General features: G+C 64.2%; 25 protein-coding genes. 22 read left to right on the top strand and 3 right to left on the bottom strand.

The window, feature by feature from the left end:
* The first annotated feature begins 88 nt into the window (after window positions 1–88).
* From pnuC to DNK59_RS29195, 8 genes are all read left to right on the top strand, one after another.
* Window positions 89–652, top strand: a complete 564-nt coding sequence (pnuC, locus tag DNK59_RS29230) for a nicotinamide riboside transporter PnuC (RefSeq protein WP_110725555.1) — start codon at window positions 89–91, stop codon at window positions 650–652.
* Complete coding sequence (locus DNK59_RS29225) at window positions 649–1173, top strand: AAA family ATPase (RefSeq protein WP_110725554.1); 525 nt, start codon at window positions 649–651, stop codon at window positions 1171–1173. Before pnuC ends, DNK59_RS29225 begins: the two co-directional genes overlap by 4 nt.
* A 329-nt stretch (window positions 1174–1502) precedes the next feature.
* Entirely contained in the window at window positions 1503–1943 is a 441-nt protein-coding gene (locus DNK59_RS29220) for a hypothetical protein (protein WP_110725553.1), read from the top strand.
* A gap of 1 nt (window position 1944) precedes the next feature.
* Window positions 1945–2523, top strand: coding sequence for a hypothetical protein (locus tag DNK59_RS29215; RefSeq protein WP_060839373.1), 579 nt, complete (start codon window positions 1945–1947; stop codon window positions 2521–2523).
* A 63-nt stretch (window positions 2524–2586) separates the two neighbouring features.
* Entirely contained in the window at window positions 2587–3576 is a 990-nt protein-coding gene (locus tag DNK59_RS29210) for a heme utilization protein (protein ID WP_110725552.1), read from the top strand.
* A 63-nt stretch (window positions 3577–3639) separates the two neighbouring features.
* Window positions 3640–4320, top strand: coding sequence for a C39 family peptidase (locus DNK59_RS29205; RefSeq protein ID WP_092314694.1), 681 nt, complete (start codon window positions 3640–3642; stop codon window positions 4318–4320).
* Window positions 4321–4370: 50 nt separating this feature from the next.
* On the top strand, window positions 4371–5111 hold the full coding sequence (locus DNK59_RS29200; RefSeq protein WP_110725551.1) for a hypothetical protein: 741 nt from the start codon (window positions 4371–4373) through the stop codon (window positions 5109–5111).
* A 47-nt stretch (window positions 5112–5158) separates the two neighbouring features.
* On the top strand, window positions 5159–6460 hold the full coding sequence (locus DNK59_RS29195) for a hypothetical protein (RefSeq protein ID WP_110725550.1): 1302 nt from the start codon (window positions 5159–5161) through the stop codon (window positions 6458–6460).
* A 66-nt stretch (window positions 6461–6526) separates the two neighbouring features.
* Here DNK59_RS29195 and DNK59_RS29190 read toward each other — a convergent pair whose 3' ends face one another.
* On the bottom strand, window positions 6527–7852 hold the full coding sequence (locus DNK59_RS29190; protein ID WP_110725549.1) for a sigma-54 dependent transcriptional regulator: 1326 nt from the start codon (window positions 7850–7852) through the stop codon (window positions 6527–6529).
* Between the two features lie 354 nt (window positions 7853–8206).
* Between DNK59_RS29190 and DNK59_RS29185 the strand changes: the two genes are divergently transcribed.
* On the top strand, window positions 8207–8473 hold the full coding sequence (locus DNK59_RS29185) for a hypothetical protein (protein ID WP_092314686.1): 267 nt from the start codon (window positions 8207–8209) through the stop codon (window positions 8471–8473).
* Between the two features lie 249 nt (window positions 8474–8722).
* Here the strand turns inward: DNK59_RS29185 and paaX are convergent, their stop codons facing one another.
* Both paaX and paaY read right to left on the bottom strand, forming a co-directional pair.
* On the bottom strand, window positions 8723–9646 hold the full coding sequence (gene paaX, locus DNK59_RS29180; RefSeq protein ID WP_092314684.1) for a phenylacetic acid degradation operon negative regulatory protein PaaX: 924 nt from the start codon (window positions 9644–9646) through the stop codon (window positions 8723–8725).
* An 82-nt stretch (window positions 9647–9728) separates the two neighbouring features.
* On the bottom strand, window positions 9729–10322 hold the full coding sequence (gene paaY / locus DNK59_RS29175; protein WP_110725548.1) for a phenylacetic acid degradation protein PaaY: 594 nt from the start codon (window positions 10320–10322) through the stop codon (window positions 9729–9731).
* A 383-nt stretch (window positions 10323–10705) separates the two neighbouring features.
* Here paaY and paaF point away from each other — a divergent pair, with 383 nt between their 5' ends.
* The 13 genes from paaF (at window position 10706) to DNK59_RS29110 (ending at window position 22754) form a co-directional block, all read left to right on the top strand.
* Window positions 10706–11479, top strand: a complete 774-nt coding sequence (paaF, locus tag DNK59_RS29170) for a 2,3-dehydroadipyl-CoA hydratase PaaF (RefSeq protein ID WP_110725547.1) — start codon at window positions 10706–10708, stop codon at window positions 11477–11479.
* Window positions 11480–11525: 46 nt separating this feature from the next.
* Window positions 11526–12317, top strand: coding sequence for a 2-(1,2-epoxy-1,2-dihydrophenyl)acetyl-CoA isomerase PaaG (paaG, locus tag DNK59_RS29165; protein ID WP_110725546.1), 792 nt, complete (start codon window positions 11526–11528; stop codon window positions 12315–12317).
* Window positions 12318–12319: 2 nt separating this feature from the next.
* Window positions 12320–13840 (top strand): 3-hydroxyacyl-CoA dehydrogenase PaaH, encoded by a 1521-nt coding sequence (gene paaH / locus DNK59_RS29160; RefSeq protein ID WP_110725545.1) that lies wholly within the window; start codon window positions 12320–12322, stop codon window positions 13838–13840.
* Window positions 13833–14282 carry a hydroxyphenylacetyl-CoA thioesterase PaaI gene (gene paaI / locus DNK59_RS29155; protein WP_110725544.1) on the top strand — a complete coding sequence of 150 codons (450 nt, stop codon included), beginning with the start codon at window positions 13833–13835 and terminating at the stop codon, window positions 14280–14282. Before paaH ends, paaI begins: the two co-directional genes overlap by 8 nt.
* Entirely contained in the window at window positions 14275–15480 is a 1206-nt protein-coding gene (gene pcaF, locus DNK59_RS29150; protein ID WP_092314672.1) for a 3-oxoadipyl-CoA thiolase, read from the top strand. Before paaI ends, pcaF begins: the two co-directional genes overlap by 8 nt.
* Window positions 15481–15561: 81 nt before the next feature.
* Window positions 15562–16881, top strand: coding sequence for a phenylacetate--CoA ligase PaaK (paaK, locus tag DNK59_RS29145; RefSeq protein WP_110725543.1), 1320 nt, complete (start codon window positions 15562–15564; stop codon window positions 16879–16881).
* A gap of 177 nt (window positions 16882–17058) precedes the next feature.
* Window positions 17059–18048, top strand: coding sequence for a 1,2-phenylacetyl-CoA epoxidase subunit PaaA (gene paaA, locus DNK59_RS29140; RefSeq protein ID WP_110725542.1), 990 nt, complete (start codon window positions 17059–17061; stop codon window positions 18046–18048).
* Window positions 18049–18078: 30 nt separating this feature from the next.
* Complete coding sequence (paaB, locus tag DNK59_RS29135; RefSeq protein WP_060843646.1) at window positions 18079–18360, top strand: 1,2-phenylacetyl-CoA epoxidase subunit PaaB; 282 nt, start codon at window positions 18079–18081, stop codon at window positions 18358–18360.
* A gap of 8 nt (window positions 18361–18368) precedes the next feature.
* Window positions 18369–19130 (top strand): 1,2-phenylacetyl-CoA epoxidase subunit PaaC, encoded by a 762-nt coding sequence (gene paaC / locus DNK59_RS29130; protein WP_110725541.1) that lies wholly within the window; start codon window positions 18369–18371, stop codon window positions 19128–19130.
* Window positions 19117–19647, top strand: a complete 531-nt coding sequence (gene paaD / locus DNK59_RS29125; RefSeq protein WP_092314666.1) for a 1,2-phenylacetyl-CoA epoxidase subunit PaaD — start codon at window positions 19117–19119, stop codon at window positions 19645–19647. The genes paaC and paaD overlap by 14 nt, the downstream gene beginning before the upstream one ends.
* Window positions 19648–19675: 28 nt before the next feature.
* Window positions 19676–20752 (top strand): 1,2-phenylacetyl-CoA epoxidase subunit PaaE, encoded by a 1077-nt coding sequence (paaE, locus tag DNK59_RS29120; RefSeq protein WP_110725540.1) that lies wholly within the window; start codon window positions 19676–19678, stop codon window positions 20750–20752.
* 50 nt (window positions 20753–20802) lie between these two features.
* On the top strand, window positions 20803–21111 hold the full coding sequence (locus tag DNK59_RS29115; protein WP_092314662.1) for a DUF485 domain-containing protein: 309 nt from the start codon (window positions 20803–20805) through the stop codon (window positions 21109–21111).
* Entirely contained in the window at window positions 21108–22754 is a 1647-nt protein-coding gene (locus tag DNK59_RS29110; protein WP_110725539.1) for a cation acetate symporter, read from the top strand. Before DNK59_RS29115 ends, DNK59_RS29110 begins: the two co-directional genes overlap by 4 nt.
* The last annotated feature ends 11 nt before the right edge of the window (window positions 22755–22765 follow it).

Raw genomic sequence — 22765 nt, 5'->3', positions numbered from 1 at the left:
TCGCCACGGGTTACGCGGCTCCGGGCTAACGTCCGGGGCCGAGTCTGGGTACAATCCGCCCCCTCCTCCACTTCCCCAAGGAACCGCCATGTCCGGGCTTGAACTGTTTGCCGCTGCGCTAGGCGTGATCGCCGTCTGGCTGACGGTCAAGCAGAACCCCTGGTGCTGGCCCATCGGCCTGGTCATGGTGCTGCTCTACAGCTGGATCTTCTACGAGGTCAAACTCTATTCCGACATGCTCCTGCAGGTGGTTTACGCCGTGCTGCAGCTCTATGGCTGGTGGCAGTGGACCCGGGGTGGCGATCAGCATCAGGGGCGCCCGGTCAGCCAGTTGCAGACCGGCGGCCTGCTCCAGGGCCTGGCCCTTGGCGCGCTGGGCAGCCTGTTGCTGGGGGCGGCCATGGCCCATTGGACCGATGCCGCGCAACCCTGGCTGGATGCCGCCCTGACCGCCTTCAGCCTGGTGGCGCAGTGGTGGATGGCACAGAAACGCGTGCAATGCTGGCCATTGTGGATCGCCGTGGACGTGATTTTCGTCGGCCTGTTCGTCTACAAGGCGCTGTACCTGACCGCCGCCCTCTACGCCCTGTTCACCTTGCTGGCGGTCCAGGGCTGGCGCTCCTGGCGCGCCGACCCGGCCCTGCAATCGTGAAGGTGCTGGTCCTTACCGGCCCCGAGTCCAGCGGCAAGAGCTGGCTGGCGGCCGAGTTGCAAGCGCATTTTGGCGGCATCCAGGTGGGCGAGTACGTGCGCCACTTCATCGAGCAGGAACGCCGCGACACCTGCCTGGCGGACATCCCCGCGATTGCCCGTGGCCAATTGGCCTGGGAGGATCAGGCGCGCTCGCAGCAGCCGGCCCTGCTGATCCTCGATACACACCTGCTGAGCAACCTGCTGTGGAGCCAGACCCTGTTCGGCGATTGCCCGGCCTGGCTGGAGCCGCAACTGCTGGCCCGCCACTACGACCTGCATCTGCTGCTATCGCCGGAGGATGTCGACTGGAGCGATGACGGTCAACGCTGCCAACCACAACTGGCGCAGCGCCTGGCCTTCTTTGCCGCCACCCGGCAGTGGCTGGAGCGCCATGGGCAAGCCTATCGGATCATTCGCGGGGATTGGCAGGCGCGCCGGCAACAGGCCTTCGCCGAGGTCCGGCAACTGCTGCAGAACTGATCCGGCAACGCTGGCCGGGCGCCAGAATGTCCATTTCTGAAACACCCGGCGGCGGGTCAGGCCGCTAATTAAGGGGCCTGCGCCACGCGCGGGGAAAACTGTTAAGTCACTGATACACCCCCGCAGCAACCCCTGTTCCAGAGCATTTGCAAGGTTATGGCTAGTGGCCGCTATGGCGAACTGTCTCAGGCATGAAACAGTCAGGTGGCCAAACGCCGGGACGTATTCGCAAGCCATTGAATCTGCAAGACAAATCAAAAGCGGCACGGCTTCTGCTCTCTCCCTGTCAACGCTGACTAGGGCCAGCACCGAGAAGAAGGAATGCCGCCGTGGGGACTCTGAAGCAACGTTTCACCCGCCTACTGTTGATCGGCTGTGCCGTCAGCGCGGTCAGCCTTTCGGTCCTGGCGGCAGGCAATGGCCAGATCGTGCTGCAGCGCCAGGTGCATCCGACCCCCGCCGGTCGTCCGCTGAATCTGGATCCCAACCCGACCACGGTCAACGCCAATCCGTCGGGACCGGTCACCGGCACACTCAACAACGAAATGAGCGACAGCGAGTTCGCCGGGATCAACAGCGGTTCGCTGGTTCGCGGCGTCGTGATGCCCAGTGGCAGCGGGGTCGCCGGCCTCAACGTGGTGACCAACCCCAACGGCCTGCCCGGCATGAGCGCTGGCCACGGTGGCGGCTCCGGGTCATCGATCTCCGGGTCGATCAACCGCTCCATCAGCTCCGGCATGGCGCCGTTGAGCAACATCGGAGGCCGCTGAGATGAAGCGCTCACTGCTGTTCATCGCCCTGCTGGCCTGCACTTCAGCCATGGCCGATAGCGCCACCCAGGTCCAGGACACCGCGACCCTGAACAATTCCGGCTCGGGCTACACCGGCAACCTCAACATCAACCAGGCCGCCGGCGACCAGCAACAGCAGACCAACGTGCGGGCCATCGCCATCGGCACCAATGCCAAGGCCAGCACCAGCGTGACCCAGAAGATCACCACGCCAGCCGACCGCTCGGTCAATGCCAGCAGCACCATCGGCGGCCACTCGTTCAGCAACGGCAACGGCGCACTGGGTGTCAACCAGTCGTCCGGGGCCAACAACCAGATGGTCAATGCCTTGCGGATCAGCATCAGTGCCAATCCGCAAAGCATCGACGACAGCGCGCTCTCCCAGCAGAACGTCGCGCTGTTACCAAGCTCGGGAGCATCTGACCCTCAGCAAGGCAGCCGCCAGGTCGTTACCAGCGACCAGGCCTTCACCGGCAGCCGTGGGGTGATTCAGGTGAACCAGAGTGCCGGGGTGGGGAACCGCATGGCTAACACCCTGAGCATCCGGGTCGCCGATTGACCCGTCGTAGTGCGATTAGAAAGTACCAACACTTAACCAACTAATAAGCACCGGAGAAACACCATGAAACCTACAATGGCTCTCAAACCACTGGTTTTCGCACTGGCCGCAGTCATGGCAATGGCCGCTCAGGCAGGTGGTAACGAACATGGTAACAACGGCGGTCATGGCAATGGCCATGGCGATCACAACCAAGGTCCGGATCTCAACACTCTGCTGCAAATCACCGCTGGGGCCGGTGCTGCAGTGATCGACGTGCAGAACAGCAACACCAACGTGGTGAAAAATCAGGGCACCAACAACAACGCCAAGATGGACAACTCCCTGAACAGCTCCAACGGCAACATGGGCGCCAACGTCGCCGCCGGCGACGGCAACCAACAAGACAATGCCGCCGCCCTGGCAACCGCTGACGAAAGCTTCATCTTCGGCAGCGCCGTGGCCGCTTCCAGCGCCACCCAGGTCAACAACAACAACTACGTGAAAAACTCGTCGACCCAGAACAACGCTACGATGAACAACTCCGGCAACAACGGCTCCGGCAACATCGGCGTCAACGTTACCGCCGGCGACTTCAACCAACAGAAAAACAACCTGGCCATTGCCGTATCCGGTGGTCGCGTAGCCACCGCCGCCGCCTCGGCCAACCAAACCTCCACCAACCTGGTGGTGGATAACAAAGGTGTCCAAGCCTACAAAAAAGACACCCTCACTGGCGGCTTCGTGGCCTCCGGCACCTACAAAGGCACCGGCAGCGGCAAGATCGAAGGCGGCGACGATCACAGCGGCCATGGCTATGGCGACAACAAAGGCCACGGCAACGACGATCAAAAACTCACCTTCAAGGAACAAGGCACCATCGAACTGGCTGGCTTCTGGACCCAGCAAGTGCTGACCAAAGACGGCTGGAAAAACCCAGTGGTCAACAACGCCAGCATGACCAACTCGATGAACGGCTTCTCCGGCAACGGCGGCGCCAACGTCTCGGCTGGTGTGGGCAACCAACAAAGCAACTCGCTGTCCATCGCCGCCGGCTGCAAAGCCTGCATGTAGTAGCGATCGTAACGAAAGCCCCGGAAACGGGGCTTTTCCACAGTCTCACCAGGCGTAACGATCATGCGTACTGCGATCATCATTCTACTGTTGAGCCTATGCGGCCCCGTGTACTCCGCGCAGATGGCCGTGGCCGGGCTCGCGGGCGGCGGCCTGATCTTCAAGCAAGTGCAGAGCGTGCGTGAGCGCAAATTCAGCGACATCGTCGAACAGAAGACCGACTTCAGCTGCGGTGCCGCAGCGCTGGCAACCATCCTGCGCCAGGCCTACTGGCTGGACGTCAACGAGGAACAAGTGATCAAGGGCATGCTGATGAATTCGGACCAGAAGCTGGTCCAGACTCAGGGCTTCTCGATGCTTGACATGAAACGCTATGCGGAAAGCATCGGCATGCGCGCCAGGGGCTACCGGATTCCTCCGGAAAAGCTCGAGGCAGTGACCATCCCGGTGATCGTATTGATGGAAATTCGCGGCTACAAACACTTCGTGGTGATGCAGCGGGCCCAGAAAGACTGGGTCTACATCGGTGATCCGGTACTGGGTCACAAACGCTACACCCATGAAGACTTCGTCAAGGGCTGGAACGGCATCGTCTTTGCCATCATCGGCCCGGGCTATGACAAGACCAATGCCTTGCTCGACCCGCCCGCCCCGCTGACCGCGAAAAACAAGCTCGATACCTTCTATCCAGTCAAAGACGCGGAACTGATGGATTTCGGTTTCATCCAGAGCGACTTCTTCTAAAAGGAGCGCGCCACGCTAAAACGGGGGGCAGGACGCTCCGGGAGCAGCAGATGAAGACTACATACTGGCTGGCAGCGGCCTGTCTGGCAGCAGCGCTTCCAGCCCATGCTGGTTTCAAGCCCATCGAAGTGCAGGACCAGGAACTCTCGCAAATGCGCGGGCGTTATGTAATGCCGGGACGCATCATCAGTTTCGGCATCGTCATGAGCAGTACCTGGCGCAACGCCAGCGGCGACCTGATTGGCGCCACCAGTACCCTGCAGATTCAGCAGTCCACCGTCACCCCGCAGTTCTACGTCACCACCATCAACCAGGCCGGTAACGGCAGCACTCCTGCCCAAGGCAGCGGCAACGTGATCGGTGGCGCCGGCCTGGGTACCGGCCAGGGCGTGACCCAGGTGGTGCGTGCCGCCGGCGACGGCAACAGCGCCTACAACAACGTCAGCATCAATGTCAGCGAGGCCAACCAGGCGCCCGGCCTGAGCAGCAACCCCGGCCAGGCCCTGCTCAGCGGCCAGACCATCACCGGCAGCAATGCCGCCGGCAGCGTCTCGGTGTCGGCGATCAACGGCGGGATCCAGATGGCCATTCTGGCCAGCGCCAATCAGGGCGGAACCTTGCAGCAGGTGGGCCAGGGCAACGTCCTGCAGAACACCCGGCTGCTGGGCAACAGCAACCTGGTCAGCAACCTGACCCAGCTCAACGTAGTCCTGCAAAACAACGGCCCCAGCAAAGGGGCACTGGACTGCAACCTGACCACCCTAAACGGACTACGCAATCTGAAATTTTGAACTACGCTTTTTTCGACCATTGGGGTTCACAAGGGACGGTTTATTTCATGTATCGATCGGTTTCACTGCGCGCAGTTGTATGTTTGAGCACTCTATTTCCGGCGGCGGCCTTGCAGGCGGCGCCTGATGCGGACGTAGAGACCCTGAAACAGGAACTTCTGGAGCTGAAGCAACGTTACGAAGTGCAGCAGAAGGCGCTAGCAGTATTGGAACAAAGGGTACGCCAAGTCGAAGACCAACCCGCGGCGCCGCCGCCCAAGCGCCTGGCCAAATCACCCGCCGACCTCAAGGGCAACCAGCAGGTGGCTGGCAGAGGCGCCGCAGCAGCGTCAGGGGGCGCAGCGGGGGGCGCGAGCTATGGCCAGTCACTCAAGGATGACTCGACGCCGGCGCAGAGCGTGACCAACCTCTACGACGAGGCCAGCGGATTCTTCGGTGGTGGCAAGTTCAGCGTTGAAACGGGCATCAGCTACGCCCGCTACGACACCCGCCAGCTGACCCTCAACGGCTTTCTGGCGCTGGACTCGATCCTGCTGGGCACCGTCAACCTGGACCGGATCAAGTCCGACACCTGGACCCTGGACCTGACCGCCCGCTACAACCTGGATAACCGCTGGCAATTCGATATAAACGCGCCGGTTGTCTATCGCGAATCGACTTACCAGTCGGGCGGCGCAAACGGCGGCAGCAGCCAATCCATCTCGGAAAGCACCGTTACTCGCGATCCGACCCTGGGTGACGTCAACGTCGGGGTGGCCTACAAGTTCCTCGACGAGTCCGACTCCCTGCCCGACGCCGTGGTCAGCCTGCGGGTCAAGGCGCCCACCGGCAAGGACCCTTTCGGCATCAAGTTCACCAATCCGGACCCTGGCAACAACAACCTGGTCGTGCCTGAAAGCCTGCCGACCGGTAATGGTGTCTGGTCGGTGACCCCCGGGATCTCGCTGGTCAAGACCTTCGACCCGGCGGTGCTGTTCGGCAGCCTGTCCTACACCCACAACCTGGAAGAATCGTTCGGCGACATCAGTTCCAATGCCGGGCAGAAGATCCCCGGCAAGGTGCAATTGGGCGACAGCTTCCAGATTGGCGCCGGCGTAGCCTTCGCCCTCAACGAAAAGATGAGCATGGCGTTCTCGGTGTCGGATCAGATCCAGAAGAAGAGCAAGATCAAGTACACCGGGCAGGACTGGCAAACGGTAGAGTCCAGCGACGCCAACGCCGCCTACTTCAACGTCGGCATGACCATTGCCGCCACCGAGCACCTGACCGTCGTGCCCAACCTGTCCCTGGGCATGACCCAGGACGCACCGGACTTCACCTTCAGCCTGAAATTCCCCTACTACTTCTGATCCACCCGCTAACAACCAAGGCCCGCCGCGATTGTCCGATCGCTGCGGGCCTTGGCGTTTTTCGCCCTAGCGGATCTGATGCTTGTGCAGCAAACGGTAGAAGGTCGGGCGCGAGATACCCAGCACCCGGGCCGCAACGCTGAGGTTGTCGCCGTGCCGGTTGAGCACATCGCACAGGGCCTCGCGTTCGGCGCGGTGCTTGTAGTCCTCCAGGGTGCCCATGGGCAAATCCTGGGCCTGAAGGCTCTGCAGCCCCAGATCACTGGCCTGAATCTGCCGCCCCTCGGCCAGCACCAGGCCCCGGCGCACCCGGTTGGCCAGTTCACGGACATTGCCCGGCCAATCGTGCTTGCCCATGGCCACCAGGGCGTCCTCGCTGAAACTGCGGGGTCGGCGGCCGGTTTCCTGGCTGTAGAAATGGGCAAAGTGACTGGCGAGCATGCCCAGATCACCATGACGCTCGCGCAAGGGCGCGGTGATCACCTGCAACACATTCAGCCGGTAGTACAGGTCTTCACGGAAACGGCCAGCGGTGATGGCCGCCTCCAGATCGACGTGGGTCGCCGCCAGGACTCGCACATCCACCGGAATCGGCTGGCTGCCACCGACCCGCTCGATGTGTTTTTCCTGCAGAAAGCGCAACAGGTTGGCTTGCAGTTCCAGTGGCAGGTCACCGATCTCATCGAGAAACAAGGTGCCGCCATGGGCGGCCTCGATCCGTCCGACCTTGCGCTGGTGGGCCCCGGTAAAGGCTCCCTTTTCATGACCGAAGAGCTCGGACTGGATCAGATGCTCGGGAATCGCCCCGCAGTTGATCGCCACAAAGGGCTTGTCATGCCGCTGGGACTGGCGATGCAGGGTGCGCGCCACCAGCTCCTTGCCGGTGCCGCTCTCGCCGCGGATCAGCACCGGCGACTCGGTGGGCGCGAGCTTGCTCAATAACTTGCGCAAGTCGCGGATCGTCCGGCTGTCCCCGAGCAACTCGTGCTCGGGCTGATCCACATGAATCGAGCCCTGGCCGCGCAGGCGAGCCATGCCAAAGGCCCGGCCCAGGGTGACCTGAACCCGGGATACGTCGAACGGTAGCGTATGGAAATCGAAAAACCATTCGCAGACGAAGTCACCGACCTTCTGCAGGCGCAGCACTTCAGGACTCAACACCGCAATCCACTCGGTGCCGCTGTGGCTGATCAGCTCCTTGACCGCCTCCGCGCGCTCCAGATGACAGGGCTGCAAGCGCAACAGGCCAACATCGCAGGAACGCTCGCGGGCCGCTTCCAGGTCACAGCTGTCGACATCCCACCCTATGGCGCGCAATCCGGGTAACAGACGATGGCAATCGTCACAAGGATCGACCACCAGCAAGCGACGCTGCACAGGAGCTTCGAGCATGAGCATTCCTTGACGCCAAAAGTTCGAAAAAGTTATTAGAAACAGTGGTTTGGGAAACCTGGCTGTAACATTAGCAAGAACTTGACGAGCAAATGTATCGATTGCTTATAGCCTTGATTACCAAAAGAACTAAGACGTCGGCGAACTGGCTCTGCGAGCGACTGATTGTCGCAGTAGTTTTTTAAAAGCGCCGCAACTAATGGCCCGCACACAGGCGTGCAGCACGAAAGTTGTAAAAACTTGTTTTTCCGTGTGACCCGATCCCCACCTCAGTGCATCAGTACACATAACCAGCCGAACGGTAAGCCCAACCGACGGCACATCATCTGATTGGGCACACTGAGAGAAGACCCCATGAACGCCCCGCTCCGTAGAAACGAAGCACTGTTGATCGCCGACCGCGCATTCAAGCCTTTTCAATGCGTGGCCTGGGCCCCACAGGACGGGAACGGCGAACTGAGCCTGACCGTCGTCGACCGTACCAGCACCCGTATCGGCCAGACCCGCATCCCCACCAGCGCCTACTCCGATCCGGCCCAGCTCGAAGACCTGCTCAAGCAGGCCCGGGCTGAACTGAGCCAGGAAGGTTATATCTTGCAGTCCTGGGCCATGCCCAAGTAAGCGGTGCTGTTAACGGATCACCCCAAGGGGTGATCCGTTATTCAAGACAAACAACTAAGCACGCTATCTATCTCTCCCTCCTCGACAACTTACGCGCTCAGCCGCTGGTTGTTTCTGCTGTTATGAACAGCACGCCGCCAACCCTGTTTCTGGCAACTAGCCAGCGCACTTTAGGCGCCTTTGCCGCGCAACCATCCGCCCCATCAACGGATCGCCGAGACTGACCGGCCCGATCAGCAAAGCTTGCACCTAGAGCAGTCCGCCAAAACGCCGGTAGTAGCTCTCGCCGACATCCGGCAGCGGGCCGTCGGCGTTTTCCAGGGCGCTGGCCAGCCATTGCTCGGCCCGGGCCTGGATCAGGCGATAGATATTGCGGCACAGCTGGCGCGCCGCCCGACCCTCCCAGTCCCCGGGAAGCAGCTCGTCCGGCAACTGCGGATCACGCAGCAACAGCTTGCGGTACTCGTGGATCAGCAGCAGACGGGCCAGGAAACAGTCCTCCGGCTGCAGTTGCTCCTGCTCCCGCAGCGCCTGCCAGAGCGGGCGGAACAACTGAATGAACTCGCTGTAATGCGCCGCCAGCTCATCGATGTTCCAACTCTCGCGCACCTGCAGGCGCAGGGCCCTGGAACCCAGGACATCCTCGGCCGTGGTGCTAAAGACAATGGTGTCTTCCAGGGCGCCCAGTTCCTGCAAGGTGGCATTGACGTCGGCGCGATCGCTGCGCGGGCAGGCCAGCAACAGCGGCGACATCGCGGCGAATCCTTGCCATTCCAACTCCTCCCGCACCTGCTTGCGCAACTCCGGTTGCAACTGCGAGAGCATCACCAGGCACCAGGAGCCATCCCAAGCCGGCACAGCAGCGCTGTACACCCGCTTGAAGGCCTTGTCGAAACGCCGGCGACCGCTGAGGGTCAGGCTGTAGTAGCTGCGCCGCCCGACCTTTTCGGCGCTCAGCCAGCCCTCCTTGCTCAAACGAAAGATCGAGGTGCGGATCAGTCGCTCGTTGATCCCCATGGGTTCCAGCAGTTGGATCAGGCTACCCAGCCAGACCGTGCCGCCATGGGGCTCGATGGCATCGCCGTACAAGGTGATGATCAGCGAACTGGCGCGGATCGGGGTCTGTTCCTGAAAGCGTTTGATCAGATGATTCAGTGGCGCAAGGGACGACATGGACGTACCGGAAAAAAAGGAAGAAATATAGCGGGTTTCAACGGCCAGCAGCGGCCCGAGCTGTTGATTGCTGCGCTTGGCCTCAAAGACTGTGCTTGGGACGCACCTGGCTGCCGGCAAAACGTGGCCGGTCAGGCTCCACCTGCGGCAGTGGCTCACAGACCTGCATCTGTGCCAGGCAGCGTCGGGTCAGGTGCTGATATTCACGGGTGCCGGCCTGTTTCCAGGCCACCTCCTGATCACTCAAGGTCCGCGTGACCCGAGCCGGCGCGCCCATCACCAGCGACTGCGGCTCACAGGCAAAGCCGGCCTTGACGAAAGCCGCCGCCGAAACGAAAGATCGCGCCGCGATAACCGCGTTATCCATCACCACCGCGTTCATGCCCACCAGCGCATCGGCGCCGATCCTGCAGCCATGCAGCACCGCGCCATGGCCGATATGGCCGTTGCGCTCGACCACCGTATCGCTCTCGGGAAAGCCGTGCATGACACAGGTGTCCTGCAGATTGGCGCCCTCTTCGAGGATGATCCGCCCGAAGTCCCCCCGCAGGCTGGCCAGCGGACCGACATAACAGTGCGGACCGACGATCACATCACCGATCAGCACCGCCGAAGGGTGTACATAAGCACTGGGATCGACCACTGGAGTCAATCCATCGAGGCTGTAACACGTCATGCTCTCCCCCCGCCAAACACTCAAAGACCATCGTTGTAGGAGCCGGCTTGCCGGCGAATGCGGCAGCGCAACAGCGCGACGCGAGTCAAGCCCATTACAAGCCAACAGCGCCGGCATTCTGTATCAGATCATTCTCAGCACACAAGAAGCAGTGGCAGGCCAGCAGGCTACATACGGATAACAGCTCAGCCTTCATCCAGCGGCTGATCAAGCCAGCCCTTCTGTCCAATCACACCCCATCCTCGGAAAACAATGAGACACATTAAATCTACTCACTATTGATTTTATGTATCGCATTGACGATATACTCGGCCAAAACCGGCTCCCCAGCCGATCCAACAATCGAGCCGGCAACCGGCCGCAACCTCCCGAGGAGGTTCACCATGCCTCAACACCTTGCAGTCGAAACCCTGGGCGGCGGTGTTCGCCTGATCACCCTGCAACGTCCGCAAGCCCTCAACGCCCTGACCACTGCCCTGCTGGCGGAGCTGGCGCAAGCCCTGGCAGAAGCCGAGGCCGACCCGCACACCCAGGTCGTGGTCCTGACCGGCAACCGCAAGGCGTTCGCCGCCGGTGCCGACCTCAAGGAAATGGCCGAACGCGACCTGACCGGCATCCTCAACGATCCGCGCCAGTCCAGCTGGGAACAGATCCGCCGCTTCGGCAAACCGCTGATTGCCGCGGTCAACGGCTTCGCTCTCGGTGGCGGCTGCGAGCTGGCCATGCACGCCGACATCATCATCGCGGGCGAGGACGCGCGCTTCGGCCAACCGGAAATCAATCTCGGGATCATGCCCGGTGCCGGCGGCACCCAGCGCCTGCCGCGCACCGTCGGCAAGTCCCTGGCCATGCAGATGGTGCTCACGGGCGAAGCCATAGATGCCCGGCATGCCCTGCGCGCCGGCCTGGTGAGCGAAGTCACCCAGCCGGAACTGGTGGTCGAGCGCGCCCTGCAACTGGCCCGCCTGATCGCCGGCAAGGCGCCACTGGCGCTGCGCCTGGCCAAGGAGGCGCTGCTCAAGGCCATGGACACCGACCTGGCCAGCGGCCTGCGCCTGGAACGCCATGCCTTTACCGTGCTGGCCGGCACCCGCGACCGCGAGGAAGGCATCGCCGCATTCCAGGAAAAACGCCCGGCGCAGTTCTCGGGCCACTGAGAACAACCCGCACCGTCCCTTTCGACCTGCACAGAGTGTCCCGACCATGAACTTCGCCAGCCTCTTGTTCTCCATTGACCAGGGCGTCGCCCTTGTCAGCCTCAACCGTCCCGAACAGCTCAACAGCTTCACTGCGCAGATGCACGGCGAGCTGCGCAGCGCCCTCAAGCTGGTGCGCAACAACCCCGAGGTGCGGGTGTTGCTGCTGACCGGCGAAGGCCGCGGCTTCTGCGCCGGGCAGGACCTGGGCGAGCGTAACGTCGCCCCCGGCGAGGCACCGCCGGACCTGGGGCAATCCATCGAAGCGTTCTACAACCCGCTGATACGCGAGCTGCGCGACCTGCCACTGCCGGTGATCTGCGCGGTCAACGGCGTGGCCGCCGGCGCCGGGGCCAACCTGCCCCTAGCTTGCGATCTGGTGCTGGCGGCGCGCTCCGCGAGCTTTATCCAGGCGTTCTGCAAGCTCGGGCTGATTCCCGATTCCGGCGGCACCTGGCTGCTGCCCCGGCTGGTAGGCATGGCCCGAGCCAAGTCCCTGGCCCTGCTGGGCAATCGCCTGAGCGCCGAACAGGCCGAACAGTGGGGGCTGATCCACCAATGCGTGGACGACGACGCGCTGCGGGACGAAGCCCTGCGCCTGGCCCGCCACCTGGCCAGCCAGCCCACCTACGGCCTGGCCCTGATCAAGCGCAGCCTGAATGCCAGCCTGCACAACAGCTTCGACCAGCAGCTGGACCTGGAGCGCGACCTGCAGCGCCTGGCGGGCCGCAGCGAGGACTACCGCGAGGGCGTCAGCGCCTTCATGGAAAAACGCAGCCCCGTCTTCAAGGGGTGCTGAACATGGGCCCACTCAGCCATAACGCACGCATTGCCGTGGTCGGCGCCGGGGCCATGGGGGCCGGCATCGCCCAGGTCGCGGCCCAGGCCGGGCATCCGGTGCTGCTGCTGGACCAGCGGCCGGAAGCGGCGGCCCAGGCCATTGCCGCGATCGACCAGCGGCTCGGCCAACGGGTACTCAAAGGCAAGCTTGAACAGAGCGCCCTGGAGGACGTCCGCCGCCGCCTGCAAGCGGCGCAGAGCCTGGAACAACTGGCGGACAGCGACCTGATCATCGAAGCCATCGCCGAACAGCTGCCGGCCAAACAGCAACTGTTCGCCGAGCTGGAAGCCCTGTGTCGCGCCGACTGCATCCTTGCCAGCAATACCTCTTCCTTGTCGATCACCGCGATTGCCGCCGACCTGCAACACCCACGGCGCCTGCTGGGGCTGCACTTCTTCAACCCCGCGCCGGTGATGGCCCTGGTGGAGGTGGTGCGCGGACTGGCCAGCGACCCGGTCCTGGCGGACCGCCTATACCAGACCATGAGTCGCTGGGGCAAGCATCCGGTGCATAGCCGCTCGACCCCGGGCTTTATCGTCAATCGCGTGGCCCGGCCCTTCTATGGCGAAAGCCTGCGCCTGCTGCAGGAAGGGGCCGCGGACTGCGCCACCCTCGACGCGCTGCTGCGCGAGGCCGGCGGCTTCGCCATGGGCGCCTTCGAACTCACCGACCTGATCGGTCAGGACATCAACTACGCGGTGACCTGCTCGGTGCACGCAGCCTATTACGGTGACCCACGCTACCAGCCTTCACTGATCCAGAAGGAACTGGTGGACGCCGGCTACCTGGGGCGCAAGAGCGGCCAGGGCTTCTACGCCTACGCCGACGGCGCGCCACGTCCGCCCGCGGCCGGGTTGAGCAGCGACGCCGTCATCGAGCACTGCGTGCTGGAGGGCGACCTGGGCTGGGCCGCGCCCCTGGTCCAGCGCCTGGAGAACCAGGGCGTCCAGGTGATCCGCCGCGACGGTCGCGGCCTGCTGCGGGTCGGCGAGGCGATCCTCGCGCCGAGCGACGGTCGCCCGGCCGGCCAACGGGCCCGGGACGAAGGCCTGGGCAACAACCTGGTGCTGTTGGACCTGGCGCTGGACTATCGCCAAGCCAGCCGCCTGGCCGTCAGTTGCTCCGGCGCAATCGCCCCCAAGGCCCTGGACCAGGCCGTCGCCTTGCTGCAACGAGCCGGACTGCAGGTCAGCCGACTCAGCGACACACCGGCCCTGGCCGTATTGCGCACCGTGGCCATGCTCGCCAACGAAGCCGCCGATGCCGTGTTGCAGGGCGTGGCCTCGGCGGCGGATATCGATCTGGCCATGCGCAGCGGGGTCAACTACCCCCAGGGCCCTCTGGCCTGGGCCGACCGGCTGGGCCTGGAACCTCTGCTCAAGGTGCTGGAAAACCTCCAGGGCACCTACGGCGAGGAGCGCTACCGGCCGTCCCTGCTGCTGCGGCGCTACGCGGCTGAAGGGAGGGGGTTTCATGACTGAGCATGACGCCATGGAACTGGCTCGACGCTGCGCCCAGCGTCTTTTCGAACGCGACAGGGCCAGCAACGCAATGGGCATGCGCCTGCTCTCGGTGGCCCCCGGCGCGGCCCGGCTGGGCATGACCGTGACCCAGGACATGCTCCAGGGCCACGGCACCTGCCACGGCGGCGTGCTCTTCGCCCTCGCCGACTCGGCATTCGCCATGGCCTGCAACAGCTATGACCAAGCCACGGTGGCCATGGGCTGCAGCATCGAATACATCGCGCCGGCGCATCAGGGCGACGCCCTGACCGCCGACTGCCATGAACAGAACCGCAAGGGGCGCACAGGGCACTATGCGGTTCGTATCGAAAACCAGCAGGGACAGCTGATTGCCCTGTTTCAAGGCAAATCCTACAAAGTGCGCGGCCCAGTGCTGACACAGGAGACAGACCATGAATGACGCACTGATCATCGATGCCGTCCGAACCCCGATCGGGCGCTACGCCGGAGCGCTGAGCAGCGTGCGCGCCGATGACCTGGGGGCGATCCCCCTGCGTGAATTGCTGCGCCGCCATCCGCAGGTCGACTGGAGCGAGGTTGACGACCTGATCTACGGCTGCGCCAACCAGGCCGGCGAAGACAACCGCAACGTGGCCCGCATGTCGGCGCTACTGGCCGGGCTGCCCACCGGCGTATCGGCGGTCACCCTCAATCGGCTGTGCGGCTCCGGGCTGGACGCCGTGGGCAGCGCCGCCCGCGCGATTCGCAGTGGCGAGGCCGGGCTGGTCCTGGCCGGCGGCGTGGAGTCCATGTCCCGGGCGCCGCTGGTGCTGGCCAAGGCCGAAAGCGCCTTCTCGCGCCAGGCCGAGCTGTACGACACCACCCTGGGCTGGCGTTTCGTCAACCCCTTGATGCAGCAGCAGTACGGCATCGATTCGATGGCCGAAACCGCCGAGAACGTCGCCGAGCAGTTCAACATCTCCCGCGCCGACCAGGACGCCTTCGCCCTGCGCAGCCAGTTGCGGGCCTGCGCGGCCCAGGCCAGTGGCCGCCTGGCCCGGGAGATCGTCACGGTGAGCATTGCCCAGCGCAAAGGCCCGCCGTTGGAGATCGCCGTGGATGAGCACCCGCGGGCCGCAACCACCCTGGAGCAGTTGCAGAAACTGCCGACGCCCTTCCGCCGTGATGGCAGCGTCACTGCCGGCAACGCCTCGGGACTCAACGACGGCGCCTGCGCCCTGCTGCTGGCCAGTCCGGCCCTGGCCCAGCGCCATGACCTGCGGCCCCGGGGCCGGGTGGTGGCCATGGCCACCGCCGGGGTCGAGCCCAGGATCATGGGCATCGGCCCGGTGCCAGCCTGTCGCAAGGTGCTGGACCTGGCCCAGCTCAGCCTGGCGGACCTGGACGTCATCGAGCTCAACGAGGCCTTTGCCGCCCAGGCCCTGGCGGTGCTGCGCGAACTGGGGCTGGCGGACGACGACCCGCGGGTCAACCCCAACGGCGGCGCCATTGCCCTGGGGCATCCCCTGGGCATGAGCGGTGCGCGGCTGGTGACCACCGCCCTGCACGAACTGGAGCAGCGTCAGGGACGTTATGCCCTGTGCACCATGTGCATCGGGGTCGGCCAAGGCATTGCACTGATCATCGAGAGGCTGTAACTACTTCAGGACTTCATCCCTGCATGCACTCAGAACCCGCCTACCGGCGAGTGACAACACAACAACAATTCGAGTGAAACCATGAACATGCCGATTGCCCGAACCGTGCCCGCCCCCCTGCTGGACCCGATGGAAACCGCCAGCATCGACCAGTTGCGCCAGCATCAACTGGAGCGCCTGCGCTGGAGCCTCAACCATGCCTACGAGCGGGTGCCCCTGTATCGCCAGCGCTTCGACGCCCAGGGCGTGCACCCCCAGGACATCCGCCGCCTGGAAGACCTGGCGCAACTGCCCTTCACCACCAAGTCCGACCTGCGGGACCACTATCCCTACGGCATGTTCGCGGTGCCGATGCACGAGGTGGTGCGCCTACACGCCTCCAGCGGCACCACCGGCAAGCCCACGGTGGTCGGCTACACCCGCAACGACATCGACACCTGGGCCCAGGTAGTGGCGCGCTCGATCCGCGCCGCCGGCGGCCGGCCGGGGGACAAGGTGCATATTTCCTACGGCTACGGCCTGTTCACTGGCGGCCTGGGAGCGCACTACGGCGCCGAACGCTTGGGCTGTACGGTGATCCCCATGTCCGGCGGCCAGACCGAAAAGCAGGTGCAACTGATCAAGGATTTCCAGCCGGACATCATCATGGTCACGCCCTCCTACATGCTCAACATCGCCGACGAGATCGAACGCCAGGGCCTGGACCCGCAGCAACTGGCGCTGCGCCTGGGTATCTTCGGCGCCGAGCCCTGGACCGATGAACTGCGCGGCGCCATCGAACGGCGCCTGGGCATCAGCGCCCTGGACATCTACGGACTGTCGGAAATCATTGGCCCCGGGGTGGCCATGGAATGCGCCGAAACCCGCGACGGACCGACCCTGTGGGAAGACCACTTCTATCCAGAGATCATCGATCCGCTGACCGGCCAGGTCCTGCCCGACGGGGAAATGGGCGAACTGGTGCTCACCTCCCTGACCAAGGAGGCGCTGCCGATGATCCGCTACCGCACCCGCGACCTGACCCGCCTGCTACCGGGAACCGCACGCCCCATGCGGCGCATCGACAAGATCACCGGGCGCAGCGACGACATGCTGATCATTCGCGGGGTCAACGTGTTCCCCACCCAGGTCGAGGAGCTGGTGCTCAAGGCCGAGCACCTGGCGCCCTGCTACGAGATCCACCTGTACCGCCACGGCAATCTCGACAGCGTCGACATCCACGTCGAGCTCAAGAGCGAGCACCAGCACCTGGGGGACCAGCAACAACGGACCATCTGCAGCGAGCTGAGTCGCCACATAAAGAACCACATCGGCATCAGCTCGCGTATCGTTTTGCAGCCACCGTTCAGCCTGAAGCGTTCCGAGGGCAAGGCCTGCCGAGTGCTCGACAAGCGCAAGTAGTGATTAGCATGCCCATCTGCCCCGTGATGACGGGGCTTTTTTTTGCCCGGAGAAACAGCGTGTCGGCAAAGCGATACACAAACCAAACATGACACGCTATTTTGTATTTGATATTTATTTGTGTATCACATATAAACATCACAGCCTCACCCACACCTTCAACCCGGGAGACACTGCATGTACGCACAGCTGGTAGACACGGGGGTCAAGCGCATCACGCCGCTGGCAGAAATGTCCGAGCAGGAACGCACCTTCCAGGAAAAAATCGATAGCGAGATCAAGATCGAGGCCAAGAACTGGATGCCCGATGCCTACCGCCAGACGCTGATCCGGCAGATCTCCCAGCACGCCCACTCGGAAATCGTCGGCATGCTGCCCGAAGGCAACTGGGTGACCCGCGCCCCGACCCTCAAGCGCAAGCTGCAACTGATGGCCAAGATCCAGGACGAAGCCGGCCACGGCCTGTACCTGTACAGCGCCATGGAAACCCTGGGTGCCGACCGCGACGAGGAAATCGCCAAGCTCCACAGCGGCCGCGCCAAGTACTCGAGCATCTTCAACTACCCGACCCTGAACTGGGCCGACATGGGTGCGGTGGGCTGGCTGGTGGACGGTGCCGCCATCGTCAACCAGGTGGTGCTGCAGCGCACCTCCTACGGCCCCTATGCACGGGCCATGGTGCGCATCTGCAAGGAAGAGAGCTTTCACCAGCGCCAGGGCTACGAAATCCTCCTGACCATGATGCGCGAGGGCAACCAGGCGCAGAAGGACATGGTCCAGGACGCCATCGACCGCCTTTGGTGGCCGGCCCTGATGATGTTCGGCCCCAGCGACGAACACTCGCCCAACAGCGCCCAGTCCATGGCCTGGAAGATCAAGCGCCAGAGCAACGACGAACTGCGCCAGCGCTTCATCGACCAGACCATCCCGCAGCTGGAGTTGCTGGGCTGTACCTGCCCCGACCCGGACCTGAAGTGGAACGCCGAGCGCGGCCACTACGACTTCGGCCAGATCCAGTGGCAGGAATTCTACGAGGTGCTCAAGGGCAATGGCCCATGCAACCAGGAGCGCCTGGAAACCCGCCGCAAAGCCATCGATGACGGCGCCTGGGTGCGGGCCGCCGCCGTGGCCCATGCCCAGAAGAAAGCCAACAAGAACGCCGCCTGAGCGCGCCCAGCCTGATCCGGAGCCAATGCCATGTCTGAATGGACCCTTTACGAAGTCTTCGTGCGCAGCAAGCACGGTCTCAATCACAAGCATGTCGGCAGCGTGCACGCCGCCGACGCCGCCATGGCCATGACCAACGCCCGGGACCTCTACACCCGGCGCAGCGAAGGCGTGAGCCTGTGGGTGGTGCCCTCGGCGCAGATCGTCGCCTCCTCCCCGGATGACAAGGATCCGCTGTTCGACCCCGCCGACGACAAGGTCTACCGCCACGCCAGCTTCTATCAGCTGCCCCCTGAAGTCGGACATATGTGAGGCCGGCCATGAACCCTGCAAACGATCTGATCAACCCCCTGCTGCGCCTCGGCGACAGCGCCCTGATCCAGGGCCAGCGCCTGTGCGAATGGTGCGGCCGGGCCCCGGCCCTGGAAGAAGAGCTGGCGCTGATGAACGTCGGCCTCGATCTGGTGGGCCAGGCCCGCAACTGGCTGGACTACGCCGCCGAACTGCTGGCCGATGGCCGCGACGCCGATCACCTGGCGTTCCGCCGGGACGAGCGGGCCTACCGCAATCTGCTGCTGGTGGAGCAGCCCAATGGCGATTTCGCGGTGACCCTGCTCAAGCAGTTCTTCTACGACGCCTGGCACCTGGAAACCCTCAAGGGCCTGAGCCAGTCGGCGGATGAGCGGATGGCCGGGATCGCCGCCAAGGCCCTCAAGGAGGTCACCTATCACCTGCGGCGCTCCAGCGAATGGGTCGAGCGCCTGGGCGACGGCACCGAGGAAAGCCACCAGCGCATGCTCCAGGCGATCCCGCGGCTGTGGCGCTTCACCGGCGAGCTGGTCGAGCAGCACGCCACGGAAATCGAGCTGCACCGGGCTGGCCTGTGGGCCGATCCGGCCCAGGTGGCCGAGGCCTGGCGTGCCAGCGTCGAAAGCCTCTTCGCCCGGGCCACCCTGCCCGTGCCCGAGGCGCCGAGCCATTTCTACCTGGATGCACGCCGGGGCCTGCACACCGAGCACCTGGGCCCACTGCTGGCCGAGATGCAGTTCCTGCCGAGGGCCTACCCCGATGCGGTCTGGTGAACTGATCGGCAGCGACCAGGGCGCAAGGGACCTGCAACAGGGCGACCTGGACCTGGCCTGGAGCACCCTGGATCAGGTCATGGACCCGGAAGTGCCGGTGGTCAGCGTGCTCGACCTGGGCATCGTCCGCGACCTGGACTGGCAGGCCGGCCATCTGCAGGTGGCGCTCACCCCCACCTACTCCGGCTGCCCGGCCACCGAGGTGATCGAGCACGACATTCGCCAGGCCCTGGAACAGGCCGGCTTCAAGGCCCCGCGCCTGGTGCGCCAATTGACCCCGGCCTGGACCACCGACTGGATCACCGAGCGCGGTCGCCAGCGCCTGCGGGCCTACGGCATCGCGCCGCCCTCGGGCAGCAGCAAACGCAGCCTGCTTGGGGACGCGCCCCAGGTGCTCTGCCCGCAATGCGGCAGCGCCCACAGCGAGCGCCTCAGCGAGTTCGGCTCCACCGCCTGCAAGGCCTTGTACCGCTGCCGCGACTGCCTGGAACCCTTCGACTATTTCAAGTGCATCTGAGCCGTCCGCGCCTCAGAGGAGAATCAGCATGAGCCAGTTCCACCGCTTGACCATCAAGGATGTACGCAGCGAAACCCGCGACGCGGTGTCCATCGCCTTCGAGATTCCCCCGCACCTGCAAGCGCAGTTCCACTTCACCCAGGGTCAGCATCTGGTGCTGCGCGCCGAACTGGAAGGCGAGGAAGTCCGCCGCTCCTATTCGATCTGCAGCGGGGTGAATGACGACGAGCTGCGCATCGCGGTGAAACGCGTCAGCGGCGGACGCTTTTCGGCCTTCGCCAACGAACGGCTCAAGCCCGGGCACTCGCTGGAGGTCATGCCTCCGGCCGGCCGCTTCTATGTCGAGCTGGAGCCGACCCGTCGCGGCCACTACCTGGCGGTGGCCGCGGGCAGCGGCATCACGCCGATCCTGTCGATCATCAAGAGCACCCTTGAGGGCGAGCCGCTGAGTCGCATCACCCTGCTCTACGGCAACCGTTCCAGCGCCTCGGCGCTGTTTCGCGAACAGCTGGAGGACTTGAAGAACCGCTATCTGCAGCGCCTGAACCTGGTGTTCGTGTTCAGTCGCGAACAGCAGGACATCGACCTCTACAACGGCCGCATCAACCAGGACAAATGCCGGCAGCTGTTTTCACGCTGGGTCGATGTCGGGCAACTGGACGCGGCCTTCATCTGCGGCCCCCAGGCCATGACCGAAACCGTGCGCGACAGCCTCAAGGCCGCCGGGATGAACGCCGAGCGCATCCACTTCGAGCTGTTCCATGCCGCCGGCGACCAGCACAAGCGCCAGGCCCGGGAAGCCGCCCGCGCCCAGGACCCGCAAGTCAGCCGGGTCACCGTGATCAGCGATGGCCGGGCCCTGGCCTTCGACCTGCCGCGCAACAGCCAGAGCCTGCTGGATGCCGGCAACGCCCAGGGCGCCGAGCTGCCGTATTCGTGCAAGGCCGGGGTCTGCTCCACCTGCAAGTGCAAGGTCATCAAAGGCGAGGTGGAAATGGACAGCAACCACGCCCTGGAAGACTACGAAGTGGCGGCCGGTTATGTGCTGTCGTGCCAGTCCTTTCCCCTCAGCGACACGGTGGTCCTGGACTTCGACCAGCCCTGAGCCAAGCGTCGCTACGCGTGCCCCAGAACAACAACAAGAGAGAACAGCTCATGAGCCCGCAAGAAATAGACCGCATCACCCGCCACCCGGACTTTATCCAGCTGGTCCGGCGCAAGCAGCGACTCTACTGGTCCCTGACCCTGGTCATGCTCCTGGCCTACTACGGCTTCGTCTTGCTGGTGGCCTTCAATCCCGCCCTGCTGGGCCGCTCGCTGTCCGGCGGGGCCACCAGTGTCGGCATGCCGGTGGGCGTGGCGATGATCGTCCTGGCCTTTGCCCTCACCGGTCTTTATGTGTATCGGAGCAACCGGCTGCTGGACCCGCTGAACGACAGACTCAAGCGCGAGTGCCGGTCATGAAGCGCCTTGCAGGAGCCTGCCTGCTGCCCTGCCTGCTGGCCGGGGACCTGGCCCTGGCCGCCGACGACAGCGCCCGCCCGCTGAACTGGAACGCCATCGGCATGTTCCTGGTGTTCGTCCTGCTGACCCTGGGGATCACTCGCTGGGCCGCCCTGCGCACCCGCTCGGCCAAGGATTTCTACACCGCCGGCGGCGGCATGAGCGGCCTGCAGAACGGCCTGGCGATTGCCGGTGACATGATCTCCGCGGCGTCCTTCCTGGGCATCTCGGCGATGATGTTTCTCAACGGCTACGACGGCCTGCTGTACGCCCTCGGAGTACTGGCCGGCTGGCCGATCATCCTGTTCCTGATCGCCGAACGCCTGCGCAACCTGGGCACCTACACCTTCGCCGACGTGGTTTCCTATCGCCTGGCCCAGACTCCGGTACGCCTGACCTCGGCCTTCGGCACCCTGACCGTGGCCCTGATGTACCTGGTGGCGCAGATGGTCGGCGCCGGCAAGCTGATCGAACTGCTGTTCGGCCTCAGTTACCTCCACGCGGTGATGCTGGTGGGCCTGCTGATGGTCTGCTACGTGACCTTCGGCGGCATGCTGGCCACCACCTGGGTGCAGATCATCAAGGCGGTGATGCTGCTCTCGGGCACCAGTTTCATGGCCTTCATGGTGCTCAGGCATTTTGGCTTCAGCACCGAGGCGCTGTTCGCCCGAGCCAGTGAGGTACACGCCAAAGGCAGCGCGATCATGGCCCCCGGCGGGCTGTTGTCGAACCCCGTGGATGCCATTTCCCTGGGGCTGGGGATGATGTTCGGCACCGCCGGGCTGCCCCATATCCTCATGCGCTTCTTCACCGTCAGCGACGCCCGGGAAGCGCGCAAGAGCGTGCTCTATGCCACCGGCTTCATCGGCTACTTCTATCTGTTGCTGATCGTGGTCGGCTTCGGCGCGATCGTCATGGTCGGCAGCGAGCCTGCGTATCGCGACGCCAGCGGCGCGATCATCGGCGGCGCCAACATGATCGCGGTGCACCTGGCCCAGGCGGTGGGCGGCAACCTGTTCCTGGGTTTCATCTCGGCCGTGGCCTTCGCCACCATCCTCGCGGTGGTGGCCGGGCTGGCGCTGTCCGGCGCCTCGGCGGTGTCCCACGACCTGTATGCCTGCGTGATGCGCCAAGGCCAGGCCAGCACCCAGCAGGAAATGCGCGTCTCGAAGATCGCCACCCTGTGCATCGGCGTCCTGGCGGTGCTGCTGGGGCTGTTGTTCGAATCGCAGAACATCGCCTTTCTCTCGGGGCTGGTGCTGGCGATTGCCGCGTCGGTGAATTTCCCCGTGCTGTTTCTTTCCATGTTCTGGAAAGGCCTGACCACCCGGGGCGCAGTGGGCGGCAGCCTGGCCGGGCTGATCTCGGCGATTGTCCTGCTGATCCTCAGCCAGGCGGTCTGGGTCAATGTGCTGCACCACCCCCAGGCGCTGTTTCCCTACGCCAACCCGGCGCTGTTCTCCATGAGCCTGGCGTTCTTCACGGCCTGGGCCTTGTCCGTCAGCGACCGCTCGCCCCGGGCCGAGCTGGAGCGCGGTCGCTACCTGGCGCAGTTCATCCGGTCCATGACCGGCATCGGCGCTGGCGGCGCCAGCCATCACTGAGTTGCCTCCCG

The organism is Pseudomonas sp. TKO26 (genome assembly GCF_003225665.1).
In the GTDB taxonomy this organism is placed as follows: domain Bacteria; phylum Pseudomonadota; class Gammaproteobacteria; order Pseudomonadales; family Pseudomonadaceae; genus Aquipseudomonas; species Aquipseudomonas saponiphila.
Note: the sequence above shows the minus strand (reverse complement) of the source record. Positions and strands in the feature narration are given on the sequence as shown.